We start from the raw sequence: 20861 nt of genomic DNA on the forward strand, positions 1-20861 counted from the left end.
ATACCACCCCACCCGTTCCGCGGAGGGTGGCCGGTCCCTAGTGTGGCCCTGACAAGACCATTGCGGGGCAACGTGAATCAGATGCAGGGCCGGCTCGTCGCGGGCCGTTACCGGCTCGGGGAAGCCATCGGCAGCGGCGGCATGGGCCGGGTGTGGCGAGCGCACGACGAGGTGCTGCACCGGACCGTCGCCATCAAGGAGTTGACCGCCGCGCTCTACGTCTCCGAGAGCGACCAGGCCATACTCCTGGCGCGCACCCGGGGCGAGGCACGCGCGGCGGCGCGGATCAACCACTCGGCCGTCGTCACCGTGCACGACGTACTCGAACACGACGGCCGGCCCTGGATCGTGATGGAGCTGGTCGAGGGCCGCTCGCTGGCCGACGCGGTCAAGGAGGAGGAGCGGGTCGACCCGCGGGAGGCGGCCCGGATCGGCTTGTGGGTGCTGCGTGCGCTGTGCGCCGCGCACACCGCGGGCGTCCTGCACCGCGACGTCAAGCCGGGCAACGTGCTGCTCGCCGATGACGGCCGGGTGCTGCTGACCGACTTCGGCATCGCGCAGATCGAGGGCGACTCCACCATCACCCGGACCGGAGAGGTCGTCGGCTCCGTCGACTACCTCGCGCCCGAGCGCGTCCGCGGTCACGACCCCGGCCCCTCCTCCGACCTGTGGGCGCTCGGCGCGACGCTGTACACGGCGGTGGAGGGCAGGTCGCCGTTCCGCCGCACCTCGCCGCTCACCACCATGCAGGCGGTCGTCGAGGAGGAGGCCGGCGAGCCCCGGTACGCCGGTGCGCTCGCGCCCGTCATCAGCGCCCTGCTGCGCAAGGACCCGGCCGCGCGGCCCGACGCGACCGAGGCCGAGCACCTGCTCGCCCAGGCGGCCGAGGGACGGCGCCCGGACGCGGCCCAGGCGTACGTGCCGACCACCCGGTATCCGGGCCCGCCGCGGCAGGGCGACACGGTCCACCAGGGAACACCGGGCCCGGCGGGCGGGACCACGGCGACGCCGTACCCGCCGGTGACCGGCCCCACGACGGTCGGCCCCTCGGCGACGGGACACACCGCGTCGGGCTACGCGGAGCCGGGATACGCGCAGCAGGCCTACGCGCAGCCGGCCTACGGGGAGCCGGGTTACGCGTCGGCGGGCCCCATACAAACGGGCCCCGCGGCCCCGGGGCACACCCCCGCCGTACCGGCGGACCCGGCCGCTCCCCGACGCCCCCGGCGCGGCCGCCTGCGCACGCTCGTCCTGGTCGTCGCCGTCGCCGCCCTCATCGGTGCGGGAACCGCCGTGGTGCTGCAACAGCGCGGCGAAGGCGGCGCGTCGGCCGGCTCCGACCCCACCGACGCGCCGTCCACCTCCGGCTCGCCCTCCGCCTCCGCGACGCCCGGCAAGGGCCCAGGCGGCTCCGTTCCGGCCGACTGGGTACGCCGCGACGACCCGCTGGGTTTCAGCCTGTACCTGCCCAAGGACTGGCAGCGGACGGACTTCGACGGCAACAGCGGCGAACTCCGGCAGATCGACTACACCCCCGACGGCGGGAAGCACGTCCTGCGCATATCCGCCGACTCCGCCCCCGACTACAACGACCCCTACGCACACCAGCTCGACCTGGAGGTGCAGCTCCAGCGGCTGGTCGACTACCAACGCGTCGCCCTGGAACGCGCCGACTACCGCGACCGCGACAGCGCCCGGTGGGTGTACACCTGGACCGCGCTGGCGAAGGACACCTCCTTCCCCGGCCCGCGCCGCGCCGTGTCGCAGGCGTACATGTCCCGGGACGGCGTCGAGTACGCCCTCAACATGTCGGGGCCCGCGGGCGACTGGCCGGCCACGCAACGGCGGTTCAAGGCGGTGCTCCAGAGCTGGCAGGAGAAGACCGGCTGACCCCCGTCGTACGGCGGCCGGGAGCCGGCCGGGCGGCGTCCGTGCGCCCGTCGGTTGTCGGCCACCCGTGTGACAGCGACCCGGAGCCGGTGCGTCCGGTGGGGCATGATGGGGCGCATGGTGACCGAGGGGGCGGGCGGGCGTGTCATCGCGGGCCGTTACCGGCTCCACGAGCGGCTCGGCAGCGGCGGTATGGGCATCGTGTGGCGGGCCACCGACCAACTGCTCGCCCGCGAAGTGGCCGTGAAGGCGCTCCCCCTCGACGAGACCCTCTCCGCGGCCGAGGCCCGGCGCCGCCGTGAGCGCACCCTGCGCGAGGCCCGCGCGGTCGCACAGCTGCGGCATCCGCACGTCATCGTCGTGCACGACGTCGTCGAGGACGACGAACGCGCGTACATGGTCATGGAACTGGTCGACGGCGGCTCGCTCGCCGACCGCGTCCTCACCCGCGGCCCGGTCGACGCCGGCGAGGCCGCCCGCATCGGCATCGCCCTGCTCGACGCCCTGAGCACGGCCCACACCGCCGGCATCCTGCACCGGGACGTGAAGCCGTCCAACGTGCTGATCGCCGAGGACGGCAGGGTCTTCCTCACGGACTTCGGCGTCGCCCAGGTCGCGGGTGCCACCACGCTCACCGAGAGCGGATCCTTCGTCGGTTCCCCCGAATACACCGCCCCGGAGCGGATGTCCGGCGCCGGGACCGGGCCGGAGTCCGACCTGTGGTCGCTGGGCGTGCTGCTGTGCGCGGTCCTCAGCGGCGCGTCCCCTTTCCATCGCGACTCGCTGGGCGGCGTCCTGCACGCCGTGGTCACCGACGAGATCCGCCCGCCCGCGCAGGCCGGACCGCTCCTTCCGGTCGTACGGGGCCTGCTGGAACGCGACCCGCGGCAGCGGCTGGACGCGGCCTCGGCGCAGCGGATGCTGCGCGCCTTCCTCAGCACGGGCCGTACGCCCGCCACGGCGGAGACGCCCGGGAGCGGCGAGTCCCGGCGCGTGAAGCGGAGCGTGCTCATGGCGGTGCTGCTGGTCGTGGTGGCGGCGGGCGCGGGCATCTCGGCGGCCGCGCTGCTCGCGGACGGGGGCGGCGACGGGGGCGGTACGCCTACGCGTTCGGTGCCCATGACGCCGACCACCGCGACGCCCACGACCGAGCCGGACTCTTCGGCACCGGACGCGTCGGCATCGAACGAGTCGGCACCGAACGCGTCGGAGTCCGTCGCACCGGACCTAAACAGGAGATAAGCGGCAACCCGCGTCACGGGTCTGTGACCGCCGCGCACCGGCGGTGGAAACGGACGCGTCCGGCGCGATATGGATGGACCCATGAGCAGCAACGGGGGACCCCGCAGCGGGTCGGACGAGCCGACGAGTTTTGACCTGCAACCGCCGAACCAGCCCGTCGCCGTGCCGCATCCCGGCAACCCGTACGCGGCACCCACCCAGGTCGTGCCGCCGCGGTCGCAGGCCACGTCGTCGGTGCCGTCGCCCGCCCCGTCGGCGGGCACGCCGGACCCGGGCGCCGGACGGCTCATCGCCGGGCGCTACCGGCTGCTCGCCAAGCTCGGGCACGGCGGCATGGGCACGGTGTGGCGGGCGAAGGACGAGACCGTGGACCGCGAGGTCGCCGTCAAGGAGCCCCGCGTACCCGACCACCTTCCCGAACGCGAACGGGACAACGCCTTCGAGCGGATGCGCCGCGAGGCGCGCGCCGCGGCCCGGCTCGACCACCCCGCGGTGGTCGACGTGCACGACGTGGCGGTCGTGGACGAGCAGCCGTGGATCGTGATGGAACTCGTGCGCGGGCGCTCACTGGGCGACGCCCTCCAGGAGGGCACGCTGGGCGCGCGCGAGGCGGCCAGGATCGGCCTGGAGGTGCTCGGCGCCCTGGAGGCCGCGCACGCCGCCGGCATCCTGCACCGGGACGTGAAGCCGGACAACGTCCTGCTCGGCCGCCACGACCGGGTCGTCCTCACCGACTTCGGCATCGCCCAGATCGAGGGCGAGACCAACCTGACCGACACCGGAGGCTTCGTCGGCTCGCCCGAGTACATCGCCCCGGAGCGGGTCCTCGGCCAGCGCCCCGGACCGGCGAGCGACCTGTGGTCGCTGGGCGTGGTGCTGTACGCGGCGACGGAGGGCGTCTCGCCGTTCCGCCGCAGCAACACCCCCGCCACGCTCCAGTCGGTGCTCAACGCCACGCCCGCGCCGCCCGCCTCCGCGCAGGGCCCGCTGGCGGAGGTGATCACGGGCCTGCTGGACAAGGACCCGGCGCGCCGCCCCGACGCGGCCCGGGTGCGCTCCCTGCTGGACGCGGCCGCGAACCCGCCCGCGCCGCCGCCCACCCAGGTGGTCCGGGTCGACGGGCCGCAGGGGGCGGGCGGGGCTCCCCCGTCCCGGTGGAGCGTCCGGCTGGGCCGCAACGCGTGGATCACCCTCGGCGCGGTGGTCGTCGCGGCGGCGGTGGCGTCGTACTTGGTGGTCACGGACCCCTTCGCGGGGGCCCTGCCGGAGGGCTGGAAGCAGCAGAAGCTCCCCGCCAAGGTCGGCATGAGCGTCGCGGTGCCGTCCGAGTTCGTGAAGGCGAAGCACCCGGACGACTGGGACGGCACCAACGAGACCTTCGTGGACCCGAGCGGTGCGGTCACCGTCCTCGTGGACCGGGACATCAAGGCCGACGACAAGACCAACGAGATCCCGGACACCGCCGGCGCCAACGCCTGGGCCGACTGGGAGATGCTCAAGGACGGCGAGTACTCCTGGGACTTCGCCGACGACCCCGCTCCCAAGGGCGAGCCGAGCGAGACCGAGTACAAGGGCAGGAAGGCCGCCGAGAACACCATCGAGTACACGACCTCGGACACGCAGAACCCCCGCGCCCGCGAGTTCCACATCCTCTACTACCGGGCCGACAACGGCGACATGTACAAGGTGTCGATCGACTACCCCCGCAAGGGCTACTTCGCCGACGAGGGACGGGAGATCGCCCGGACGGTGCTCGCCAACTGGGAGGTCGACAAGCTCTGATGGGACTGAGGGGCCGGCTGGTCGGCGAGCGCTACCGGCTGCTGCGGCGCGTCGGTTCCGGCGCGTCGGGCACCGTCTGGCACGGACTCGACGAGGTCGCGGACCGCGAAGTGGCGGTCAGGCGGCCGCGGTTGCCCGGTGACCCGGCCGAGGAGACCTACCGCCGGGCCGCCCACCGCCTCTACCGCGAGGCCCGTGCCGCCGCCCGCGTCGACCATCCCGCCACCGTCCGCATCCACGACGTGGTCGTGGAGGAGGCCGGGCCGGACGGACTGCCCTGGATCGTCATGGAGTGGGTCCCCGGCGAGTCCCTGCACGAGATGCTCCTGCGCGGACCGCTGGCGGCGCCCGAGGCCGCCCGCATCGGCCTCGCCGTCCTCGGCGCCCTGCGGGCCGCGCACGCCGTCGGCATCGTGCACCGCGCGGTCCGGCCCGCCAACGTGCTGCTCGGCGCGCACGGCCGGGTCGTCCTCACCGACCTCGGCACCGCCCACGCGCCGGGCGAGGGGCCCCTGCGGGGCGCGGGGCCCGCGGCCGACCTGCGGTCCCTGGGCGTCCTGCTGCACACGGCCGTCGCGGACGGGTCGCCGGCCGGGCCGCTGGGCCCGCTGATCGAACGGCTGCGGATGCCGGACGCCGGGTCGCGGCCGGACGCGGAGGCAGTCGCCGAGCACCTGGAGGCGGTCGCGGGGGGCCCGGGTGCGGTGACGGGCGGCTTTCCGGCCTCTCCGGGGCGAAAAGAAGTGATCAGGTCCAGCCCTTCCGCGTAACGCCCTGATCAGCGGGTTTGTTGCCAGCGATCACTGGCGTCATGTGAGCACTCGGTGAATCACGGTGAATCCCCATTACCGACGGGTACACAAAGCCCTCGCGGCGTCATACCCTGCGGCTCATGACGGACGCGCAGGCCCCGGAACTCACCGGCACGAACCCCCTCGCCCCCACCCCGGAGGGCGCCCGCACCGCTGCCGACGTGGTGACGCCCGAGCTGGTCGCCCAGCTCACCAAGGGCGTGGCCGGCTCCGGCCGCACCGCCAACCACACCCCGTTCACCGGCGAGAAGCTGGCCGACCTGCCCGAGTCGACGCCCGAGGACGTGGCGGGCGCCTTCGAGCGGGCCCGCGCCGCCCAGGCCGTGTGGGCGCGTACGCCGGTGCGGCAGCGCGCCGCCGTCCTGCTGCGCTTCCACGACCTGGTCCTGGAGCGCCAGGCCGAGGTCCTCGACCTCATCCAGCTGGAGACCGGCAAGGCCCGCCTGCACGCCCACGAGGAGGTCCAGGCCGTCGCCGTCGCCGCCCGCCACTACGGGCGCAAGGGGCCCGCCTACCTGCGGCCCAAGCGGCACACCGGCGCCGTACCGACCCTGACCAAGGTCACCGAGCTGCGCCACCCGCGCGGCGTCGTCGGCCAGATCGCTCCCTGGAACTACCCGCTGGAGCTGTCCGTCGGTGACGCGATCCCCGCCTTCGTCGCGGGCAACGCCGTCGTCATGAAGCCCGACACCGAGACCTGCCTGACCGCCCTGTGGGCGCGTGACCTGCTCATCGAGGCAGGCCTGCCCGCCGAGGTCTTCCAGGTCGTGCTCGGCGAAGGACCGGTCGTCGGCCCCGAGGTCGTCAAGCACGCCGACTACGTCTCCTTCACCGGCTCCACCCGCACCGGCCGCGAGGTCGCCCAGGGCGCCGCCGCCCGCCTCGTCGGCGTCTCCCTCGAACTCGGCGGCAAGAACGCCATGCTGGTCCTCGAGGACGCCGACATCGAGAAGGCCGCGGCGGGCGCCGTACGCGCCTGCTTCTCCTCGGCCGGCCAGCTCTGCATCTCCATCGAGCGGCTCTACGTCCACGAGTCCGTCGCCGACGCCTTCCTGGAGCGCTTCGCCGCCCGCACCAGGGCGATGCGGCTCGGCACCTCCCTCTCCTACGGCGCCGACATGGGCTCGCTGGTGGGGGAGCGGCAGCTGGAGACCGTGAAGGCGCACGTCGCCGATGCCGTGGAGCGGGGCGCGAAGCTCGTCGCCGGCGGCGTCGCCCGCCCGGACATCGGCCCGTACTTCTACGAGCCCACCATCCTCGACGGTGTCGCGGCGCCCATGACCGTGTGCGCCGAGGAGACCTTCGGCCCGGTCGTCTCCGTCTACCGTTTCAAGACCGAGGACGAGGCGGTCGAGCACGCCAACTCCACGCCGTACGGCCTGAACTCCGCGGTCTGGACCAAGGACGCCCGGCGCGGCCGTGACGTCGCCGCCCGGCTGCGCACCGGCACCGTCAACATCAACGAGGGCTACGCCTCCGCCTACGGCAGCGTCCAGTCCCCGATGGGCGGCATGAAGGACTCCGGCCTCGGCCGCCGGCACGGCTCCGAGGGCATCCTCAAGTACACCGAGGCCCAGACGGTCGCCCACCAGCGACTGCTGCCGATGGCACCGTCGCTGGGAATGGACGACGAGGGATACGCCCGGTTCATGAGCCGCAGTCTCCGGATCATGAAGACACTCCGGTTCAGGTAACCGACCCAGGGGCGCGGGGCCGCATCAATGTGCGGCTCCGCCGCGCGAGCGCGACCAGCCACGAACTACCCGCAGCCGACACTCAAAGAGGAGACACCCGTGCCCAAGGACGCTTACGACTACGACGTCCTCGTCGTGGGGTCGGGATTCGGAGGCTCCGTCTCCGCCCTCCGCCTCACCGAGAAGGGCTACGACGTCGGCGTCCTGGAGGCCGGCCGCCGCTTCACCGGCGAGAGCCTCCCCAAGAACTCCTGGGACCTCAAGAACTACCTCTGGGCGCCGAAGCTCGGCATGTTCGGCATCCAGCGCATCCACCTGCTCGGCAACGTCATGGTCCTGGCAGGCGCCGGCGTCGGCGGCGGCTCCCTGAACTACGCCAACACCCTCTACGTGCCGCCGAAGCCCTTCTTCGACGACCCCCAGTGGCGGGACATCACCGACTGGCACGAGGAGCTGACGCCGTACTACGACCAGGCGCGGCGCATGCTCGGGGTACGGCTCAACCCGACGATGACCCCCTCCGACGTGCACCTGAAGGCGGCCGCCGAGCGGATGGGCTGCGGCGACAGCTTCCACATGGCGCCGGTCGGCGTGTTCTTCGGCGACGGCGAGGACGCCGACGGCAAGACGAAGGCCAAGGCGGGCGAGCGGGTGCCCGACCCGTACTTCGGCGGCGCGGGGCCCGACCGCAGGGCCTGCAACGAGTGCGGCGAGTGCATGACCGGCTGCCGGCACGGCGCGAAGAACACCCTCAACGAGAACTACCTGTACCTCGCGGAGAAGGCCGGCGCCGTCGTGCACCCGATGACGACGGTCGTCTCCGTCACGGACGACTCGCGCGGCGGGTTCGCCGTCGCCACGCTCCCCACCGACCGGCAGAAGAAGGACGAGGGCCGCACGTTCACCGCCCGCCGGGTCGTCGTCGCCGCCGGCACCTACGGCACCCAGACCCTGCTGCACCGCATGAAGGCGGGCGGCCAGCTCCCCCACATATCGGACAAGCTCGGCGAGCTGACCCGCACCAACTCCGAGGCCCTGGTCGGCGCCCAGACCGACGACCGGCGCTACCGCAGGGCCACCGGCGAGTCACGGGCCGACTTCACCCGCGGCGTCGCCATCACGTCCTCGATCCACCCGGACGCCAACACCCACATCGAGCCGGTGCGTTACGGCAAAGGCTCCAACTCGATGGGCGGCCTGTCGATCCTCCAGGTCCCCTACGCCGGGCAGACCGCCTCGGGCACCTCCCGCGTCCTGGGCTTCCTCGGCCACGCGGCCAAGCACCCGCTGCTGGTCCTGCGTTCCCTGTCCAACCGGAAGTGGTCGGAGCGGACCATCATCGGCCTGGTCATGCAGTCCCTGGACAACTCCCTGTCCACGCACCTGAAACCGACCGGCGTCGGCAAGGGCCTGCTCACCGCCCGCCAGGGCCACGGCTCGCCCAACCCCAAGCAGATCAAGGCCGCGACCGAGGGCGCCGCCGCGCTCGCCACCGAGATCAACGGCTTCCCCGGCTCCAACGTCGGCGAGCTGATGGGCACCCCGCTCACCGCGCACTTCCTCGGCGGCTGCCCGATCGGCGCCTCCCGCGAGACCGGGGTCATCGACCCGTACCACCGGCTCTACGGTCACCCCGGCATCTCGGTCGTCGACGGTGCCGCCGTCTCGGCCAACCTGGGCGTCAACCCGTCGCTGACCATCACGGCGCAGGCCGAGCGGGCGATGTCGTACTGGCCGAACAAGGGCGAGAGCGACCCGCGCCCCGAACAGGGCGCCGGGTACGAACGGCTGGCCGCCGTCGAGCCCGCGTCCCCGGCGGTCCCCGCGGAGGCCTTCGGCGCGCTGCGGCTGCCGTTCCTGGGCCTGCCGACGGTGCCGCCGAAGAAGTAGTGGCGACGGCCGGCCGGCTGTGGCCGGGCAGCGGAAAGGTGAGAGGGACCCGCACCCCCCTCCGAGCGCGGGTCCCTCTCACCCAGCCTGTGCTGTACCGACTCACCCAGCCTGTGCCGTGCCGCCTACGCGGCTGTCACGCGTCCGAGCCGGCCTTGCGGCGCCGCACCACGAACACCGCACCGCCGCCCACGACGACGGCGAGCCCGCCGACGAGGCCGATCATCGGCAGCGCCGAGCTGGAGCCGGTCTGGGCGAGACTGCCGGTGACCTCGGGGGTGTTGGCGGCCGGCTTCTCGACGGCGACCGGTGCCTTGCCGCCCTCCTGCGGCTTGGTGCCCTCCGTGTCCGTGCCGGCGGCCACGATCTTGAACTTGTAGGCGACGTCGCCGAAACCGGTGCACTCGCCGTCCGCGTCGCCGTAGATCGTCGCGCCGAGCGTGAAGCCCGCGCCGACCGGGGCGCCGGCCCGCACGTTGAGCCGCATCGGGATGTCGACCTCGTAGTCGGGCGCCAGCTCGTCGGTGTAGCCGATGTAGCCGACGGCGTAACCGAGTTCGTTGAGGTCCTCCCAGACCTTGTCCTCGGGGTTCCAGGCCTGGAGGCCGACCTTCTTGCTCTCGAACAGCTCCTCGCCGTCGCGGTCGGCGGAGGCGCCGGCCAGGTACTCGAGGTTGTCCAGCGTGGAGCCGGAGTTGTTGGCGACGTTCAGCGAGAACTCGTGCCAGCCGCTGCCCGCCGCGATCTCGCCGGGCAGGCCCTCGATGTCGACGTCGACCTTGGAGTCCTCGCACACGGACGGCTCGGGGTCCGGGGTCTCGGTCTCCTCGGGCGTGGAGGTGCTCGGCGACGGGGCCGCGGGGGCGGTCGTGGTCGTCCCGGACTCGCCGGGCGCGGGAGTGCCCTCGTCGTCCGTCTCGCTCGGGGAGCCGGGAGCGCCCGGGGAGTCCGCAGACCCCGGGGAAGTGCTCGTCGAGTCGCCCGGAGCCGACGTGGTCTCGCCCGTCGACTCGTTCTGGGACGGCGTCTGGCCGGTGGACGGGTTCGAGTCCGGCCCGCCCGTGGAGCCGTCCGACGAGGCGGACGGGGACGGCGACGTGCCGTCGGTGGCGTAGGCGGTCGGGGCCGCGAGGAGCGCGGCGGGGGCGATCACTGCCGTGACGGCGGCTGCGGCAAGTGCGCGACGAAGCTTCATGCCTCTTTGATCAGTGGAACCTGTGAATGGTTGTCCCCACATTCACAGAATCTTTATGTGGCCTGCGTCACTTCCGACCGGATCGCCGCACGTGGGCGGGGGCATGGCGAAGGGCCCCGCGGAACCGGAGCCGCGAGGCCCTTCCTCGGCCGGCACCGGCGTCAGGGCAGCGCCGGTGCCTCGGGAGCGGCGCCGGGGGGTTGCGCCGCGTGCCTGGGAAGCTTGCGTCGAACGAGGGACCCGTTCCGTCGGCCGGCCCCGGGCGTCCCCGGAGCCGGCCGTTCTCTTGGGTGACCGGGCTGCTGTCCCCTGCCGTCCGGTCACTTCCTGGAGCGAGGTCCCACGACGTACGGCATGATCCGTACGTCTCATCGCTCCAGCGAGCCACGCGTGGTTCTTTCGGGCCCGCCCCTGGCTGACACGGACACCGGGACCAACGAAGCCGCTCGCGCACCGGTCACGCGCCGTACGGGTGAGAAGACGCCCGAACTCAGATACGACCCCGGCACAGCTCCAGCATCGTCATCGCCAGGGCCGTGCCCGGCTTGCCCAGCGCCTGCCGGTAGTGGTCGAGGACCTCCATCTCGCGGGAGAGGTTCACGCGCCGGCCGCCCGAGGTGATCCGCGCGTCCTGGATGACGGCCGAGACGGCCATCCGTTCCTGGATCAACCCGATGATCCGGTCGTCCAGGGCGTCGATGCGCTCCCGGGCGCCGGTGATCACGCCGGCGGCCTCGGTGGTGCGGGCGCCGGTCTTGTCGGCTGCGGCGGTCTTGGCGTCCGCGGTGGACGTGTCCGCTGCGGTGGACGTGTCTGCTGCGGTGACGGTCATCTCGGTGGCTCCTCGCCGAAGAGTGGCGGCGACCGGGAGCGGCGGGGTCCGAAAACGCCAGGCGCCCCGGACCTTGTCGGCCCGGGGCGCCTGGGAAGTCGCTTGTCAGTTGCTCAAGCAGCACGACCATGGCAGCCGGTGGGCCGGTTGCCATAGGTAAACAGGAACGCCTGGTGCGTGAGCATGGGCCAAGTATGCCCCGGCGACGGTCGGTGTCCAAGCCGGTTCGCATGGTGAGACCCGAGGCGAGACCGGGCCACCCGCCCACCTCGGTAGAATCGGCAGCACAAGCCCCCCGCCCGACCGCCGGAAGGCACCCCGTGTCATCAGCGACTCCCGCTGCCGCCGCCCCCGACACCGTCCTGGTCGTCGACTTCGGCGCGCAGTACGCCCAGCTCATCGCCCGTCGTGTCCGCGAGGCGCGGGTCTACAGCGAGATCGTGCCGAGCTCCATGCCGGTCGAGGAGATCCTCGCCAAGAACCCGGCGGCCATCATCCTCTCCGGCGGCCCCTCGTCGGTGTACGAGCCGGGCGCCCCCACCGTCGACCGCGCCCTCTTCGAGGCCGGCGTCCCCGTCTTCGGCATGTGCTACGGCTTCCAGCTGATGGCGCAGGCGCTCGGCGGCACCGTCGACAACTCCGGCGCCCGTGAGTACGGCCGCACCGACCTCGCGGTCTCCAAGCCGTCCTCCACCCTCTTCGAGGGCACCCCGGCCGAGCAGGCGGTGTGGATGTCGCACGGCGACGCCTGCTCCGCCGCTCCCGAGGGCTTCACCGTCACCGGCTCCACGGACGTCGTCCCGGTCGCCGCCTTCGAGAACGACGAGAAGAAGCTCTACGGCGTCCAGTACCACCCCGAGGTCATGCACTCCACCCACGGACAGCAGGTGCTGGAGCACTTCCTGTACCGGGGCGCGGGCCTGGCCCCCGACTGGACCACGGGCAGTGTGATCGAGGAGCAGGTCGCGGCGATCCGCGCGCAGGTCGGCGACAAGCGCGCCATCTGCGGCCTGTCCGGCGGCGTGGACTCCGCGGTCGCCGCCGCCCTCGTCCAGAAGGCCATCGGCTCCCAGCTGACCTGCGTCTACGTCGACCACGGCCTGATGCGCAAGGGCGAGACCGAGCAGGTCGAGAAGGACTTCGTGGCCGCGACCGGCGTGCAGCTGAAGGTCGTGGACGCCAGCGAGCGCTTCCTGGGCGCGCTGGCCGGGGTCTCCGACCCCGAGGAGAAGCGGAAGATCATCGGCCGCGAGTTCATCCGCGTCTTCGAGCAGGCGCAGCTGGAGATCCTCGAGGAGGACGGCCCCGAGGTCGCCTTCCTCGTGCAGGGCACGCTCTACCCGGACGTCGTCGAGTCCGGCGGCGGCACCGGCACCGCCAACATCAAGTCCCACCACAACGTGGGCGGACTCCCCGACGACATCGAGTTCGAGCTGGTCGAGCCGTTGCGCCAGCTGTTCAAGGACGAGGTCCGGATGGTCGGCGCCGAGCTGGGCCTGCCGGACGAGATCGTCCAGCGCCAGCCGTTCCCGGGCCCGGGCCTCGGCATCCGGATCGTCGGCGAGGTCACGCGCGAGCGCCTCGACCTGCTGCGCGAGGCCGACGCCGTCGCCCGCGAGGAGCTGACGGCGGCCGGCCTCGACCGCGACATCTGGCAGTGCCCCGTGGTGCTGCTCGCGGACGTCCGCTCCGTCGGAGTCCAGGGCGACGGCCGTACCTACGGTCACCCGATCGTGCTGCGGCCGGTCTCCTCCGAGGACGCCATGACGGCCGACTGGTCCCGGCTGCCGTACGACGTGCTCTCCAAGATCTCGACCCGGATCACCAACGAGGTCAAGGACGTCAACCGGGTCGTCCTCGACGTGACCTCGAAGCCGCCGGGGACGATCGAGTGGGAGTGACACCCCCTAGGTGCGCCTGAGGGTGCGCAAAGGCTTCCCGGGCTGCCAGACCTGCACGACGAGGTACGCGTCGTCCTCCACGTAGGTCCGCACGACCTCCGTCAGCTCGGTACGGAAGAGGTGGAACGGCTCCGGCGGTTCCACCTCTTTCACGTATCCGGCCTTGGTCTGCGGGTCCTCGACCTCGACCGCCCGGCCGCCGATCCGCACGTCCCCGCCGCCCATGCCGGTGCCGTCCCCGGGGTTCGCCTGCAGTGCGAACCGGGGGTCGCGGCGCAGGTCGAGCGCCTTGAGCGAGTCCGGCATCATGCCGAGCCACAGCTCGCCGTTCAGGAACCGCACCTCGAGGCCGCTGGTGCGGGGCGATCCGTCCTTGCGCAGGGTGGCCAGGGTGTGGTGGGTGTACGCGCCGAAGCGTGCCTCGACGGTGGCGGCCAGTTCGGGTTCGGCCGTGGTGAAGCCGGCCCAGTTCGCGGGGGTGCCTGGTGTCATACGCCGAGTCTGGACCCGAATTCCGACACCGTCTGTCGGGTATGCGGCCCGGATCTGTCCTCCTGGCCCCACCACCGGTAACTTCCGGCTCCTAAGGCACATCCGGCGCCGAAGGACAGAGAACACCGGAGCCGAAGGACAGAGAACAAAGGACAGAGAACACATGGACGGGACGCCCGGGGCCACCCCGCCCCCGCCGCTGCCCACCGACCGGCTGCGCTTCGCGATGCCGCCGATGCACGACTCGGTCGAGGACGAACGCCGGCACCGCAAGGAACGGCTCGCGGGCGCGCTGCGCGTCTTCGGGCGGTACGGGTTCGAGGACGGGGTCTCCGGACACATCACGGCCCGCGACCCCGAGTACAGCGACTGCTTCTGGGTCAATCCCTTCGGCGTGCCGTTCGCGCACGTCACGGTGAGCGACCTCGTGCTGGCCAACTCCGAGGGCCAGGTGGTGGAGGGCGGCCACCACGTGAACCAGGCCGCCTTCACCGTGCACTCCCAGGTCCACGCCGCCCGTCCCGACGTCGTCGCGGTCGCCCACTGCCACTCGGTGCACGGGCGCGCGCTCTCGGCACTCGGCGACCTCCTCGACCCGATCACGCAGGAGAGCTGCGCCTTCTACGAGGACCACGCGCTGTACGACTCCTACTCGGGCGTCGCCGTCGACGCCGAGGAGGGGCGGCGCATCGCACGCGTCCTCGGCTCCGGCAAGGCGCTCGTGCTGCGCAACCACGGACTGCTGACGGTCGGCGACTCGGTGGACGCGGCGGCCTGGTGGTTCCTGTCGCTGGAACGGTCCTGCCAGGTGCAGCTGACGGCGAAGGCGGCGGGGCGGCCGGTGCTGATCGACCACCGGCAGGCCGTGGCGACCCGCGAGCAGCTCGGCGGCGACCTGGTGGCGTGGATCAACTACCAGCCCTTGTGGCGCCAGATCAGCCGGAGCGAGCCGGACCTGTTCGACTGAGTGTCTCGCAGCCCGGTCGCCCCGGTCGGCACGGTCGCCCCGGTGGCGGGCGCGGTCGTCAACACGGCGGTCCGGGCGTCACCCGCGCTGAGCAGAGCGGACCGGGGGCGCCGGGCGCACGAGGGGTGGTGTACGGCACAATTCGCAGTCGTCCCACGGGACTTAGGCATTCTGCCGCGGCCGGTGCCGTGGTGGTCGAGGTGTTCTTTCACGGGTTCGGGAAGGCAGGCGTCGGGCGTGGCGGTGCAGGAAGCGAGACGCGGGAGCGGCTCGGACAAGGACGCGTACGACGGGGCGCACCGCGGCGGCTGCACCTGCGGGGACTGCCCGCACGGGGCCCGTGAGAGGCACCGTCGGGCGGTCGCCGCGTTCCTGCTGCGGCGGGACGAGTTCGCGGCCGGGCAGGGGCTGCCCGCGGCGGTGGCCCACTCGGCCTCTGCCTCCCGCCAGTGGGTCTCGGAGGAGCTGACCCAGTCCGCGGAACTCGTCGCCGAACGCGGTCGCGCCGAGGGCGACGCCTGGCTGGCGGGACTGGGCCGGCGCACGTCGGCCGCCGTGTGGGCGACGGTCGTACTGCTGCTGCTCGGGCAGGCGCTGACCGCGGTCGGGGCCGGCTGGACCGCGGCGCGCACCGCCGGGCTCGCGGCGGCGCTGTTGGTGGCCGGCGCGCTGACGGCGGCGTCGTGGTTCCACCGGACGCGGGGCGGGGCGCTGGCCCCCGTCATCGGCGAGGACAACCGCCTGTCCACGTCCCGTGCCGTGGCGGTGGTCTGGGTGCTGTTCGTCGCCTACGCGGTGCTCGTGCTGGCCGGGCAACTGGCCGTGGCCTCGAGCCACGACCGGCGGGACGCGCTGATCTCGGGTCTCGAACTCGGCCGGGGCGCCGGTGCGGTGACCGTGCTCGCGGTGGTCTGCGGGATCGCGGTCCTGGTGCGGCGGGTGGTGGGCCTGCGGGTGCTGGGACAGCGGCTGCAGAAGGTACGGGCGGACCGGCCGCGCGCGTCCGACCTGCTGACCGACGACGCGGGCCGCGGGACCTTCGCCGACATCCAGTACGTCGTGATCAGCACCGTCGCCCTGGTGTTCGCGGCGGTCCGGCTGGCCCGGCGCCCGGAACAGCTGCCCGACCTGCCGTGGGGGCTCGCCGTGGTGGTCCTGGTGTCGGCCGCGACGTACGTGGCCGGGAAGTACGCGGAGGGCGGCAGGCCGGTGATCCTCTCCGTCGTCCGGGCACGGGAGGCCGGTGACCTGGACGCGCCGATCCGCACCGGCGACGACATCGAGATCCGCGGCGCGGGCTTCGTGCCGCCGGGTGCCCAGCGCGCGGACCGCCTCTCCCGGATGGTCGTGCGCATCGGCGCGGTCAACGTCCACGTCCCCCTGGTCCCGGTGCCGGGCGGCTTCAGCAACCCCACGGACGACCTGCTGACGGTCCCGGTACCGGCGGACGTGGAACCGGGCCGCGTGGACGTCCAGGTGGTCACCGGCGCGGGCGTGGAGACCAACCGGTACGCGATCGACGTGACGGACTGACACCACCCGCCTTCGCCGCGTCCACGGCGGCCGCGACCTGTCGAAACCGACAGCAAGAAACCGGTTGCAGGAGGGTTGAGCGGGGCCTCCGTGTCGTACGTATGGTCTGGTGGGGGGCTCGGCATGCGCGCGGGAGGCGGCTGGCAGTGATGACGCACGGTATGCGGACGGATGTCCACACCTCGTCCCAGGGCGGCGGGGGCTGGCGGGACGACGCCGCCCGGTACGCCCTCCTTCCCCTACGGATCTTTCTCGGTGTCACCTTCGTCTACGCGGGCTTGGACAAGCTCACCGACAGCGCCTTCATGAAGGACGCGGGCGCCGGTTCCGTCGGCGACATGATGCGTGCCGTGCGCGACTCCTCGGCCGTCCCCGCCCTGGTCGACCTGGCCCTGAAGAACCCGCCCGGCTTCGGCTACGCCATCGCCCTCGGTGAACTGGCCGTCGGCATCGGCACTCTGCTCGGACTGCTCACCCGCCTCGCGGCGCTCGGCGGTGCGCTGATCTCGCTCAGCCTGTGGCTGACCGTCAGCTGGGCCTCCGACCCGTACTACTACGGCAACGACCTCGCCTACCTCATGGCCTGGCTTCCTCTCGTCCTCGCGGGCGCCCCGCTCCTGTCGCTGGACGCCGCGCTGCGCTCCCGGCGCCGGCGGCGGACGGGCGGGTACCGGTAGCCCGTCGCCGGCCCGAGTGGCGTCAGCGGCGGGGGAGGCCCGCCCGGGGCTCGTCCGCCGACGACGCCGGGCCGAGCGCTCCACGGCGTCGGTGGACGGTCCGGGCCACGACCCCGACCGCGCCGGCGAGGCAGAGCCCGCCCACGACCACGGGGATCACCACGAACCACGGCGTCTCCCAGAGACCGCCCGCGTCGCCCGCGTAGATGACACCGGCGAGCATCAGGAAGAGCCCGGCCACCAGTCGTCCCGGCTGGAACCTATGACGCAGCACGGGTCACCTCCGCCTGACCGACGCCGACCTGGAGGTCGAGGTCGAGCGTGCCGGCGTCCTTGCCGCCCGGGGTGGGGGACAGGGTGATCTCCTTGTGCTTGCCCGGTGCCACGTCCACGTCCTTCTCGTCGTCGCCGGGCAGCTGTATGTCGCCCACGCCCACCTCGACGTTCAGCCGCACGGTCACGTCCTGCGGCACGACGACCCGTATGCGGCCCATGCCCACGTCGGCCCGGGTGGTCACCGTCTGCCCCTCGGCCACGTCCAGCCGGGACAGGTCGAGGGTGCCGCTGCCGGCCCCGATGTCGTACTGCTCGCGCACGTCCGCCGCCACCGCGGGCTCCCAGGTGGTCCGGACCCACTCGGTGCCGACGTCCTTCGGCACGGCGGCCGAACCGGCGAGCAGCCCCGCCGTGACGACCGCCAGGAAGATCGACCCGGCTCCCGTGCGCCCGAGGAAGGCGCTGACGGCGATACCGAGGCCGAAGACGGCGAGCGCGCACGCCAGGCCGGTCTGCAGACTGGTGCCGAGCGGGTGCTCGTCCCACGTCAGCCGGGTCCCGAGGAAGCCCGCGAGCAGGGCGAGGAGGAACACCCAGCCGCCGATGCCGCGCGGGCCGCGCGTCTGCGCGGACCGGGAGCGCCGGTCACCCGCGGGGACGTGGTCGCGCCGCCCCGGGACCCCGCGACCGATGTTGACGGCCGCCGCGATGTCACGCTCCTCGGAGTCCGGCGGGCCCCACATGTATCCCGTCCCGCCGTCATGGGTGCCGTCCTTGACTATGGGTTCGCGCCACCAGGAGGGCCAGGTGTACATGATCGGGGGCGCCTGCGCCTCCGGCGGGGCGTCGGCGGCGGCCTGCGTGGACAGCGGGTCGGGGTCGGGGGTCCTGCGCTGCCGCGACCAGTACCCGGCGCCCGCGAGGAGCAGGGAGAGGACGACGGCGAAGGTCAGCACGCCGCCGTTGTTCAGCATGGTGAGGAAGACCCCGCAGCCGACCAGGGCGAAGAGCACGGCCGCCAGGGCCTGGCCGTCGACCCGGCCGGTCAGCAGCTTGCGCACCTCGTTCTCCTCCTCGTCCTCGTAGGGGACGAAGAGCCAGGCGAAGCCGTAGAAGATGAGCCCGATGCCGCCGGTCGCGGAGAGCACGGCGAGCGTGATCCGGAATATCACCGGATCCAGGTCGCACTGCCGCCCCAGACCGGCGCACACACCGGCGAGCGCCTTGTGCCGCCGGTCGCGCCGGAACCGGTGCGGCGGCCCGGGGACCTCCGGACCGCCGTCGGCCGCCGCGCCGGCCGTGGCACCCGCAGCCCCCGCAGCCCCCGCCGCACCCGTGGCATCCGTGGCATCCGCGTCGGGCACGGCGTCCCGCGGCCCGGCGCCCCGTGGCGGGCGCGGGCCGGAGCCGGGTCCCGGACCCGTCGCGGCGCGCTCGTGATCTGTCATGAGTCCATGGTGACGGGCGCGGCGCCGTGACGGCAGTCGGTTCGACCCTGGTCCGACCCTGATATCGGCCCTGACCCCGTGCCGGGGGAGTGTTCGAGCCCTTTCCCGCCTTCCGCGCCCCGAAGATCAGGGGTGATTGGGGGAACGACCCTGATGCTCCGGCTCCCGCACCCGTGTGACCATCGGTGTCATGCCGGAAGCCGCAGCAGCACCCGTCGTCGAACCGCGGCCGCCGCGCAAGCTCTACCGCAGCAGCGACGGACGCTGGCTCGGTGGCGTGGCGCGGGGGCTCGCCGGGCATCTCGGGCTGCCCGTCATCTGGGTGCGGTTCGCCTTCGTCGGCCTGTTCATGGCCGATGGCCTGGGCGCGCTGCTGTACGCGGCCTTCTGGTTCTTCGTGCCGCTGGGCGTCGGCGGCGTCGAGGCGCAGAAGCCGCCCTTGCTCGTCACCTCCGAGACCTCGCCGGACGGCCGCCGCAGACTCGTCGCCCGCAAGCCGGACAAGGGGCAGATGGTCGCCCTGCTCCTCATGGTCGTCGTCGCCCTGGTCTTCGTGGGCAATGTCGACCTCGGCGGCGGAGCCAAGGCCTACCTCTGGCCGACCGTGCTCGTCGGCGCCGGCGTCGCCCTCGTCTGGCGCCAGGCGGACAACGCACGCCGGGCCCGCTGGGCCGAGGTGGGACGCCACCGCCGCACCGTCACCCTGCTGCGCTCGGTCGGCGGTGTCCTGCTGGTGACGGCCGGTGTCACCGGCATCTTCGTCCTCCAGGGATCCGCCGCCCACCTCGGCTCCGTCCTCCAGGCGGCCCTCGCCGTCCTGGTCGGCATCACGCTCCTCGCCGGGCCCTACCTGGTGCGCATGACGCAGGACCTCTCCGAGGAGCGGCTGATGCGCATCCGCGCGCAGGAGCGCGCCGAGGTCGCCGCCCACGTCCACGACTCGGTGCTGCACACCCTGACCCTGATCCAGCGCAACGCGGAGAACGCGGGCGAGGTGCGCCGCCTGGCCCGGGCCCAGGAGCGCGACCTGCGCTCCTGGCTCTACAAGCCGGAGGGCAACGGCAAGGACGAGGACGACGAGCCCACCACCCTGGCCGAGGCCGTGAAGCGCAACGCGGCGGAGGTCGAGGACAAGCACGGCGTCCCCCTCGAGGTGGTGGTCGTCGGCGACTGCCCGCTCGACGAGAGGATCAGCGCACAGATGCAGGCCGCGCGCGAGGCGATGGTGAACGCGGCCAAGTACGGTGGCGAGGGCGGCGCCGTACAGGTCTTCGCCGAAGTCGAGGGCAGGACGGTCTTCGTGTCCGTCCGGGACCGCGGCCCCGGCTTCGACCTCGACTCGATACCCGCCGACCGCATGGGCGTCAGAGAATCGATCATCGGCCGCATGGAACGCAACGGCGGCACGGCGCGGCTGCGCGCGGTGCCGGACGGCGGCACGGAGGTCGAACTGGAAATGGAGAGGGCGGAGAAGACGTCATGAGCGACCCGACCGAGGCGAACGGAACGGCGGGAGCGGGCGAGTCGGCGGAGCGCCACGTACGTGTGGTGCTCGTCGACGACCACCGCATGTTCCGCACCGGCGTGCAGGCAGAGATCGGCCAGACCGCCGAGACCGGCGTCGAGGTCGTCGGCGAGGCCGCCGACGTCGACCAGGCCGTCACGGTCATCACCGCGACCCGCCCCGAGGTCGTGCTCCTCGACGTCCACCTCCCCGGCGGCGGCGGGGTCGAGGTACTGCGCCGCTGCGCCCCCCTGATGAGCGACACCGAACGGCCCGTCCGCTTCCTCGCCCTGTCCGTCTCGGACGCGGCGGAGGACGTGATCGGTGTGATCCGCGGCGGTGCCCGGGGTTACGTGACCAAGACCATCACCGGCACGGACCTGGTCAACTCCGTCTTCCGCGTCCAGGAGGGCGACGCCGTCTTCTCCCCGCGCCTGGCCGGCTTCGTCCTCGACGCCTTCGCCTCCACCGACGCCCCGCCGGTCGACGAGGACCTCGACCGTCTCACCCAGCGCGAGCGCGAGGTACTGCGCCTGATCGCCCGCGGCTACGCGTACAAGGAGATCGCCAAGCAGCTCTACATCTCGGTGAAGACGGTCGAGTCCCACGTCTCGGCCGTCCTGCGCAAACTCCAACTGTCCAACCGCCACGAGCTGACGCGGTGGGCTACGGCTCGGCGGCTGGTGTGAGCATGTGGGGCGGTCCGGAAGAGGGGATTCGGCAGTA

16 protein-coding genes and 1 pseudogene are annotated in these 20861 nt (G+C 72.8%); 12 read left to right on the top strand and 5 right to left on the bottom strand.

Features of this window, described 5'->3' with window-relative positions; all coding sequences use genetic code 11:
- Positions 1–81 precede the first annotated feature (81 nt).
- The 6 genes and pseudogenes from ACGH7X_RS23745 to ACGH7X_RS23770 all read left to right on the top strand — a co-directional run bounded on the left by ACGH7X_RS23745 (position 82) and on the right by ACGH7X_RS23770 (position 9310).
- Positions 82–1890, top strand: a complete 1809-nt coding sequence (locus ACGH7X_RS23745; RefSeq protein ID WP_399887683.1) for a protein kinase — start codon at positions 82–84, stop codon at positions 1888–1890.
- Between the two features lie 108 nt (positions 1891–1998).
- Positions 1999–3132: a serine/threonine-protein kinase gene (locus ACGH7X_RS23750; protein ID WP_399897291.1), complete on the top strand. Its 1134-nt coding sequence runs from the start codon at positions 1999–2001 to the stop codon at positions 3130–3132.
- 81 nt (positions 3133–3213) lie between these two features.
- The gene (locus tag ACGH7X_RS23755; protein WP_399887685.1) at positions 3214–4914 is read left to right on the top strand and encodes a serine/threonine-protein kinase; all 1701 of its coding nucleotides are present in this window, start codon (positions 3214–3216) and stop codon (positions 4912–4914) included.
- Positions 4914–5609, top strand: a pseudogene (locus ACGH7X_RS23760) (serine/threonine-protein kinase); the annotation flags it as partial. The gene ACGH7X_RS23755 and the pseudogene ACGH7X_RS23760, both read left to right, overlap by 1 nt.
- A 197-nt stretch (positions 5610–5806) precedes the next feature.
- Complete coding sequence (locus ACGH7X_RS23765; RefSeq protein ID WP_399887687.1) at positions 5807–7420, top strand: succinic semialdehyde dehydrogenase; 1614 nt, start codon at positions 5807–5809, stop codon at positions 7418–7420.
- Positions 7421–7519: 99 nt separating this feature from the next.
- Complete coding sequence (locus ACGH7X_RS23770) at positions 7520–9310, top strand: GMC oxidoreductase (protein ID WP_399887689.1); 1791 nt, start codon at positions 7520–7522, stop codon at positions 9308–9310.
- Positions 9311–9446: 136 nt separating this feature from the next.
- Here the strand turns inward: ACGH7X_RS23770 and ACGH7X_RS23775 are convergent, their stop codons facing one another.
- Positions 9447–10505, bottom strand: coding sequence for an LAETG motif-containing sortase-dependent surface protein (locus ACGH7X_RS23775; protein ID WP_399887691.1), 1059 nt, complete (start codon positions 10503–10505; stop codon positions 9447–9449).
- Positions 10506–10995: 490 nt separating this feature from the next.
- Positions 10996–11337, bottom strand: a complete 342-nt coding sequence (locus tag ACGH7X_RS23780; RefSeq protein WP_399887693.1) for a chorismate mutase — start codon at positions 11335–11337, stop codon at positions 10996–10998.
- 320 nt (positions 11338–11657) lie between these two features.
- Between ACGH7X_RS23780 and guaA the strand changes: the two genes are divergently transcribed.
- On the top strand, positions 11658–13238 hold the full coding sequence (gene guaA, locus ACGH7X_RS23785; protein ID WP_399887695.1) for a glutamine-hydrolyzing GMP synthase: 1581 nt from the start codon (positions 11658–11660) through the stop codon (positions 13236–13238).
- Between the two features lie 6 nt (positions 13239–13244).
- Here the strand turns inward: guaA and ACGH7X_RS23790 are convergent, their stop codons facing one another.
- Positions 13245–13730, bottom strand: coding sequence for a pyridoxamine 5'-phosphate oxidase family protein (locus ACGH7X_RS23790; protein ID WP_399887697.1), 486 nt, complete (start codon positions 13728–13730; stop codon positions 13245–13247).
- 163 nt (positions 13731–13893) lie between these two features.
- Here ACGH7X_RS23790 and ACGH7X_RS23795 point away from each other — a divergent pair, with 163 nt between their 5' ends.
- From ACGH7X_RS23795 to ACGH7X_RS23805, 3 genes are all read left to right on the top strand, one after another.
- Positions 13894–14697, top strand: a complete 804-nt coding sequence (locus ACGH7X_RS23795; RefSeq protein WP_399887699.1) for a class II aldolase/adducin family protein — start codon at positions 13894–13896, stop codon at positions 14695–14697.
- A gap of 237 nt (positions 14698–14934) precedes the next feature.
- Positions 14935–16230: a hypothetical protein gene (locus ACGH7X_RS23800; protein ID WP_399887701.1), complete on the top strand. Its 1296-nt coding sequence runs from the start codon at positions 14935–14937 to the stop codon at positions 16228–16230.
- Between the two features lie 161 nt (positions 16231–16391).
- Positions 16392–16907, top strand: a complete 516-nt coding sequence (locus ACGH7X_RS23805) for a DoxX family membrane protein (RefSeq protein ID WP_399887703.1) — start codon at positions 16392–16394, stop codon at positions 16905–16907.
- Between the two features lie 22 nt (positions 16908–16929).
- Here ACGH7X_RS23805 and ACGH7X_RS23810 read toward each other — a convergent pair whose 3' ends face one another.
- Together ACGH7X_RS23810 and ACGH7X_RS23815 are read right to left on the bottom strand one after the other, a co-directional pair.
- Positions 16930–17181 carry a hypothetical protein gene (locus ACGH7X_RS23810; protein ID WP_399887705.1) on the bottom strand — a complete coding sequence of 84 codons (252 nt, stop codon included), beginning with the start codon at positions 17179–17181 and terminating at the stop codon, positions 16930–16932.
- Positions 17168–18631: a PspC domain-containing protein gene (locus ACGH7X_RS23815; protein ID WP_399887707.1), complete on the bottom strand. Its 1464-nt coding sequence runs from the start codon at positions 18629–18631 to the stop codon at positions 17168–17170. The genes ACGH7X_RS23810 and ACGH7X_RS23815 overlap by 14 nt, the downstream gene beginning before the upstream one ends.
- Positions 18632–18821: 190 nt before the next feature.
- Between ACGH7X_RS23815 and ACGH7X_RS23820 the strand changes: the two genes are divergently transcribed.
- Both ACGH7X_RS23820 and ACGH7X_RS23825 read left to right on the top strand, forming a co-directional pair.
- A complete protein-coding gene (locus ACGH7X_RS23820) occupies positions 18822–20114 on the top strand; it encodes a PspC domain-containing protein (RefSeq protein ID WP_399887709.1) in 1293 nt (430 codons plus the stop codon).
- The gene (locus tag ACGH7X_RS23825; protein WP_217167395.1) at positions 20111–20824 is read left to right on the top strand and encodes a response regulator transcription factor; all 714 of its coding nucleotides are present in this window, start codon (positions 20111–20113) and stop codon (positions 20822–20824) included. The genes ACGH7X_RS23820 and ACGH7X_RS23825 overlap by 4 nt, the downstream gene beginning before the upstream one ends.
- Positions 20825–20861 lie beyond the last annotated feature (37 nt).

It is taken from the genome of Streptomyces sp. BBFR51 (genome assembly GCF_044591655.1).
GTDB lineage: Bacteria > Actinomycetota > Actinomycetes > Streptomycetales > Streptomycetaceae > Streptomyces.

What these genes read in the sequence shown, in the direction of transcription:
- ACGH7X_RS23745 (WP_399887683.1), top strand. Translation starts at nt 82, where the DNA reads ATGCAGGGCCGGCTCGTCGCGGGCCGTTACCGGCTCGGGGAAGCCATC.
- ACGH7X_RS23750 (WP_399897291.1), top strand. Translation starts at nt 1,999, where the DNA reads ATGGGGCGCATGGTGACCGAGGGGGCGGGCGGGCGTGTCATCGCGGGC.
- ACGH7X_RS23755 (WP_399887685.1), top strand. Translation starts at nt 3,214, where the DNA reads ATGAGCAGCAACGGGGGACCCCGCAGCGGGTCGGACGAGCCGACGAGT.
- ACGH7X_RS23765 (WP_399887687.1), top strand. Translation starts at nt 5,807, where the DNA reads ATGACGGACGCGCAGGCCCCGGAACTCACCGGCACGAACCCCCTCGCC.
- ACGH7X_RS23775 (WP_399887691.1), bottom strand. Translation starts at nt 10,505, where the DNA reads ATGAAGCTTCGTCGCGCACTTGCCGCAGCCGCCGTCACGGCAGTGATC.
- ACGH7X_RS23780 (WP_399887693.1), bottom strand. Translation starts at nt 11,337, where the DNA reads ATGACCGTCACCGCAGCAGACACGTCCACCGCAGCGGACACGTCCACC.
- ACGH7X_RS23790 (WP_399887697.1), bottom strand. Translation starts at nt 13,730, where the DNA reads ATGACACCAGGCACCCCCGCGAACTGGGCCGGCTTCACCACGGCCGAA.
- ACGH7X_RS23795 (WP_399887699.1), top strand. Translation starts at nt 13,894, where the DNA reads ATGGACGGGACGCCCGGGGCCACCCCGCCCCCGCCGCTGCCCACCGAC.
- ACGH7X_RS23805 (WP_399887703.1), top strand. Translation starts at nt 16,392, where the DNA reads ATGCGGACGGATGTCCACACCTCGTCCCAGGGCGGCGGGGGCTGGCGG.
- ACGH7X_RS23815 (WP_399887707.1), bottom strand. Translation starts at nt 18,631, where the DNA reads ATGACAGATCACGAGCGCGCCGCGACGGGTCCGGGACCCGGCTCCGGC.
- ACGH7X_RS23820 (WP_399887709.1), top strand. Translation starts at nt 18,822, where the DNA reads ATGCCGGAAGCCGCAGCAGCACCCGTCGTCGAACCGCGGCCGCCGCGC.
- ACGH7X_RS23825 (WP_217167395.1), top strand. Translation starts at nt 20,111, where the DNA reads ATGAGCGACCCGACCGAGGCGAACGGAACGGCGGGAGCGGGCGAGTCG.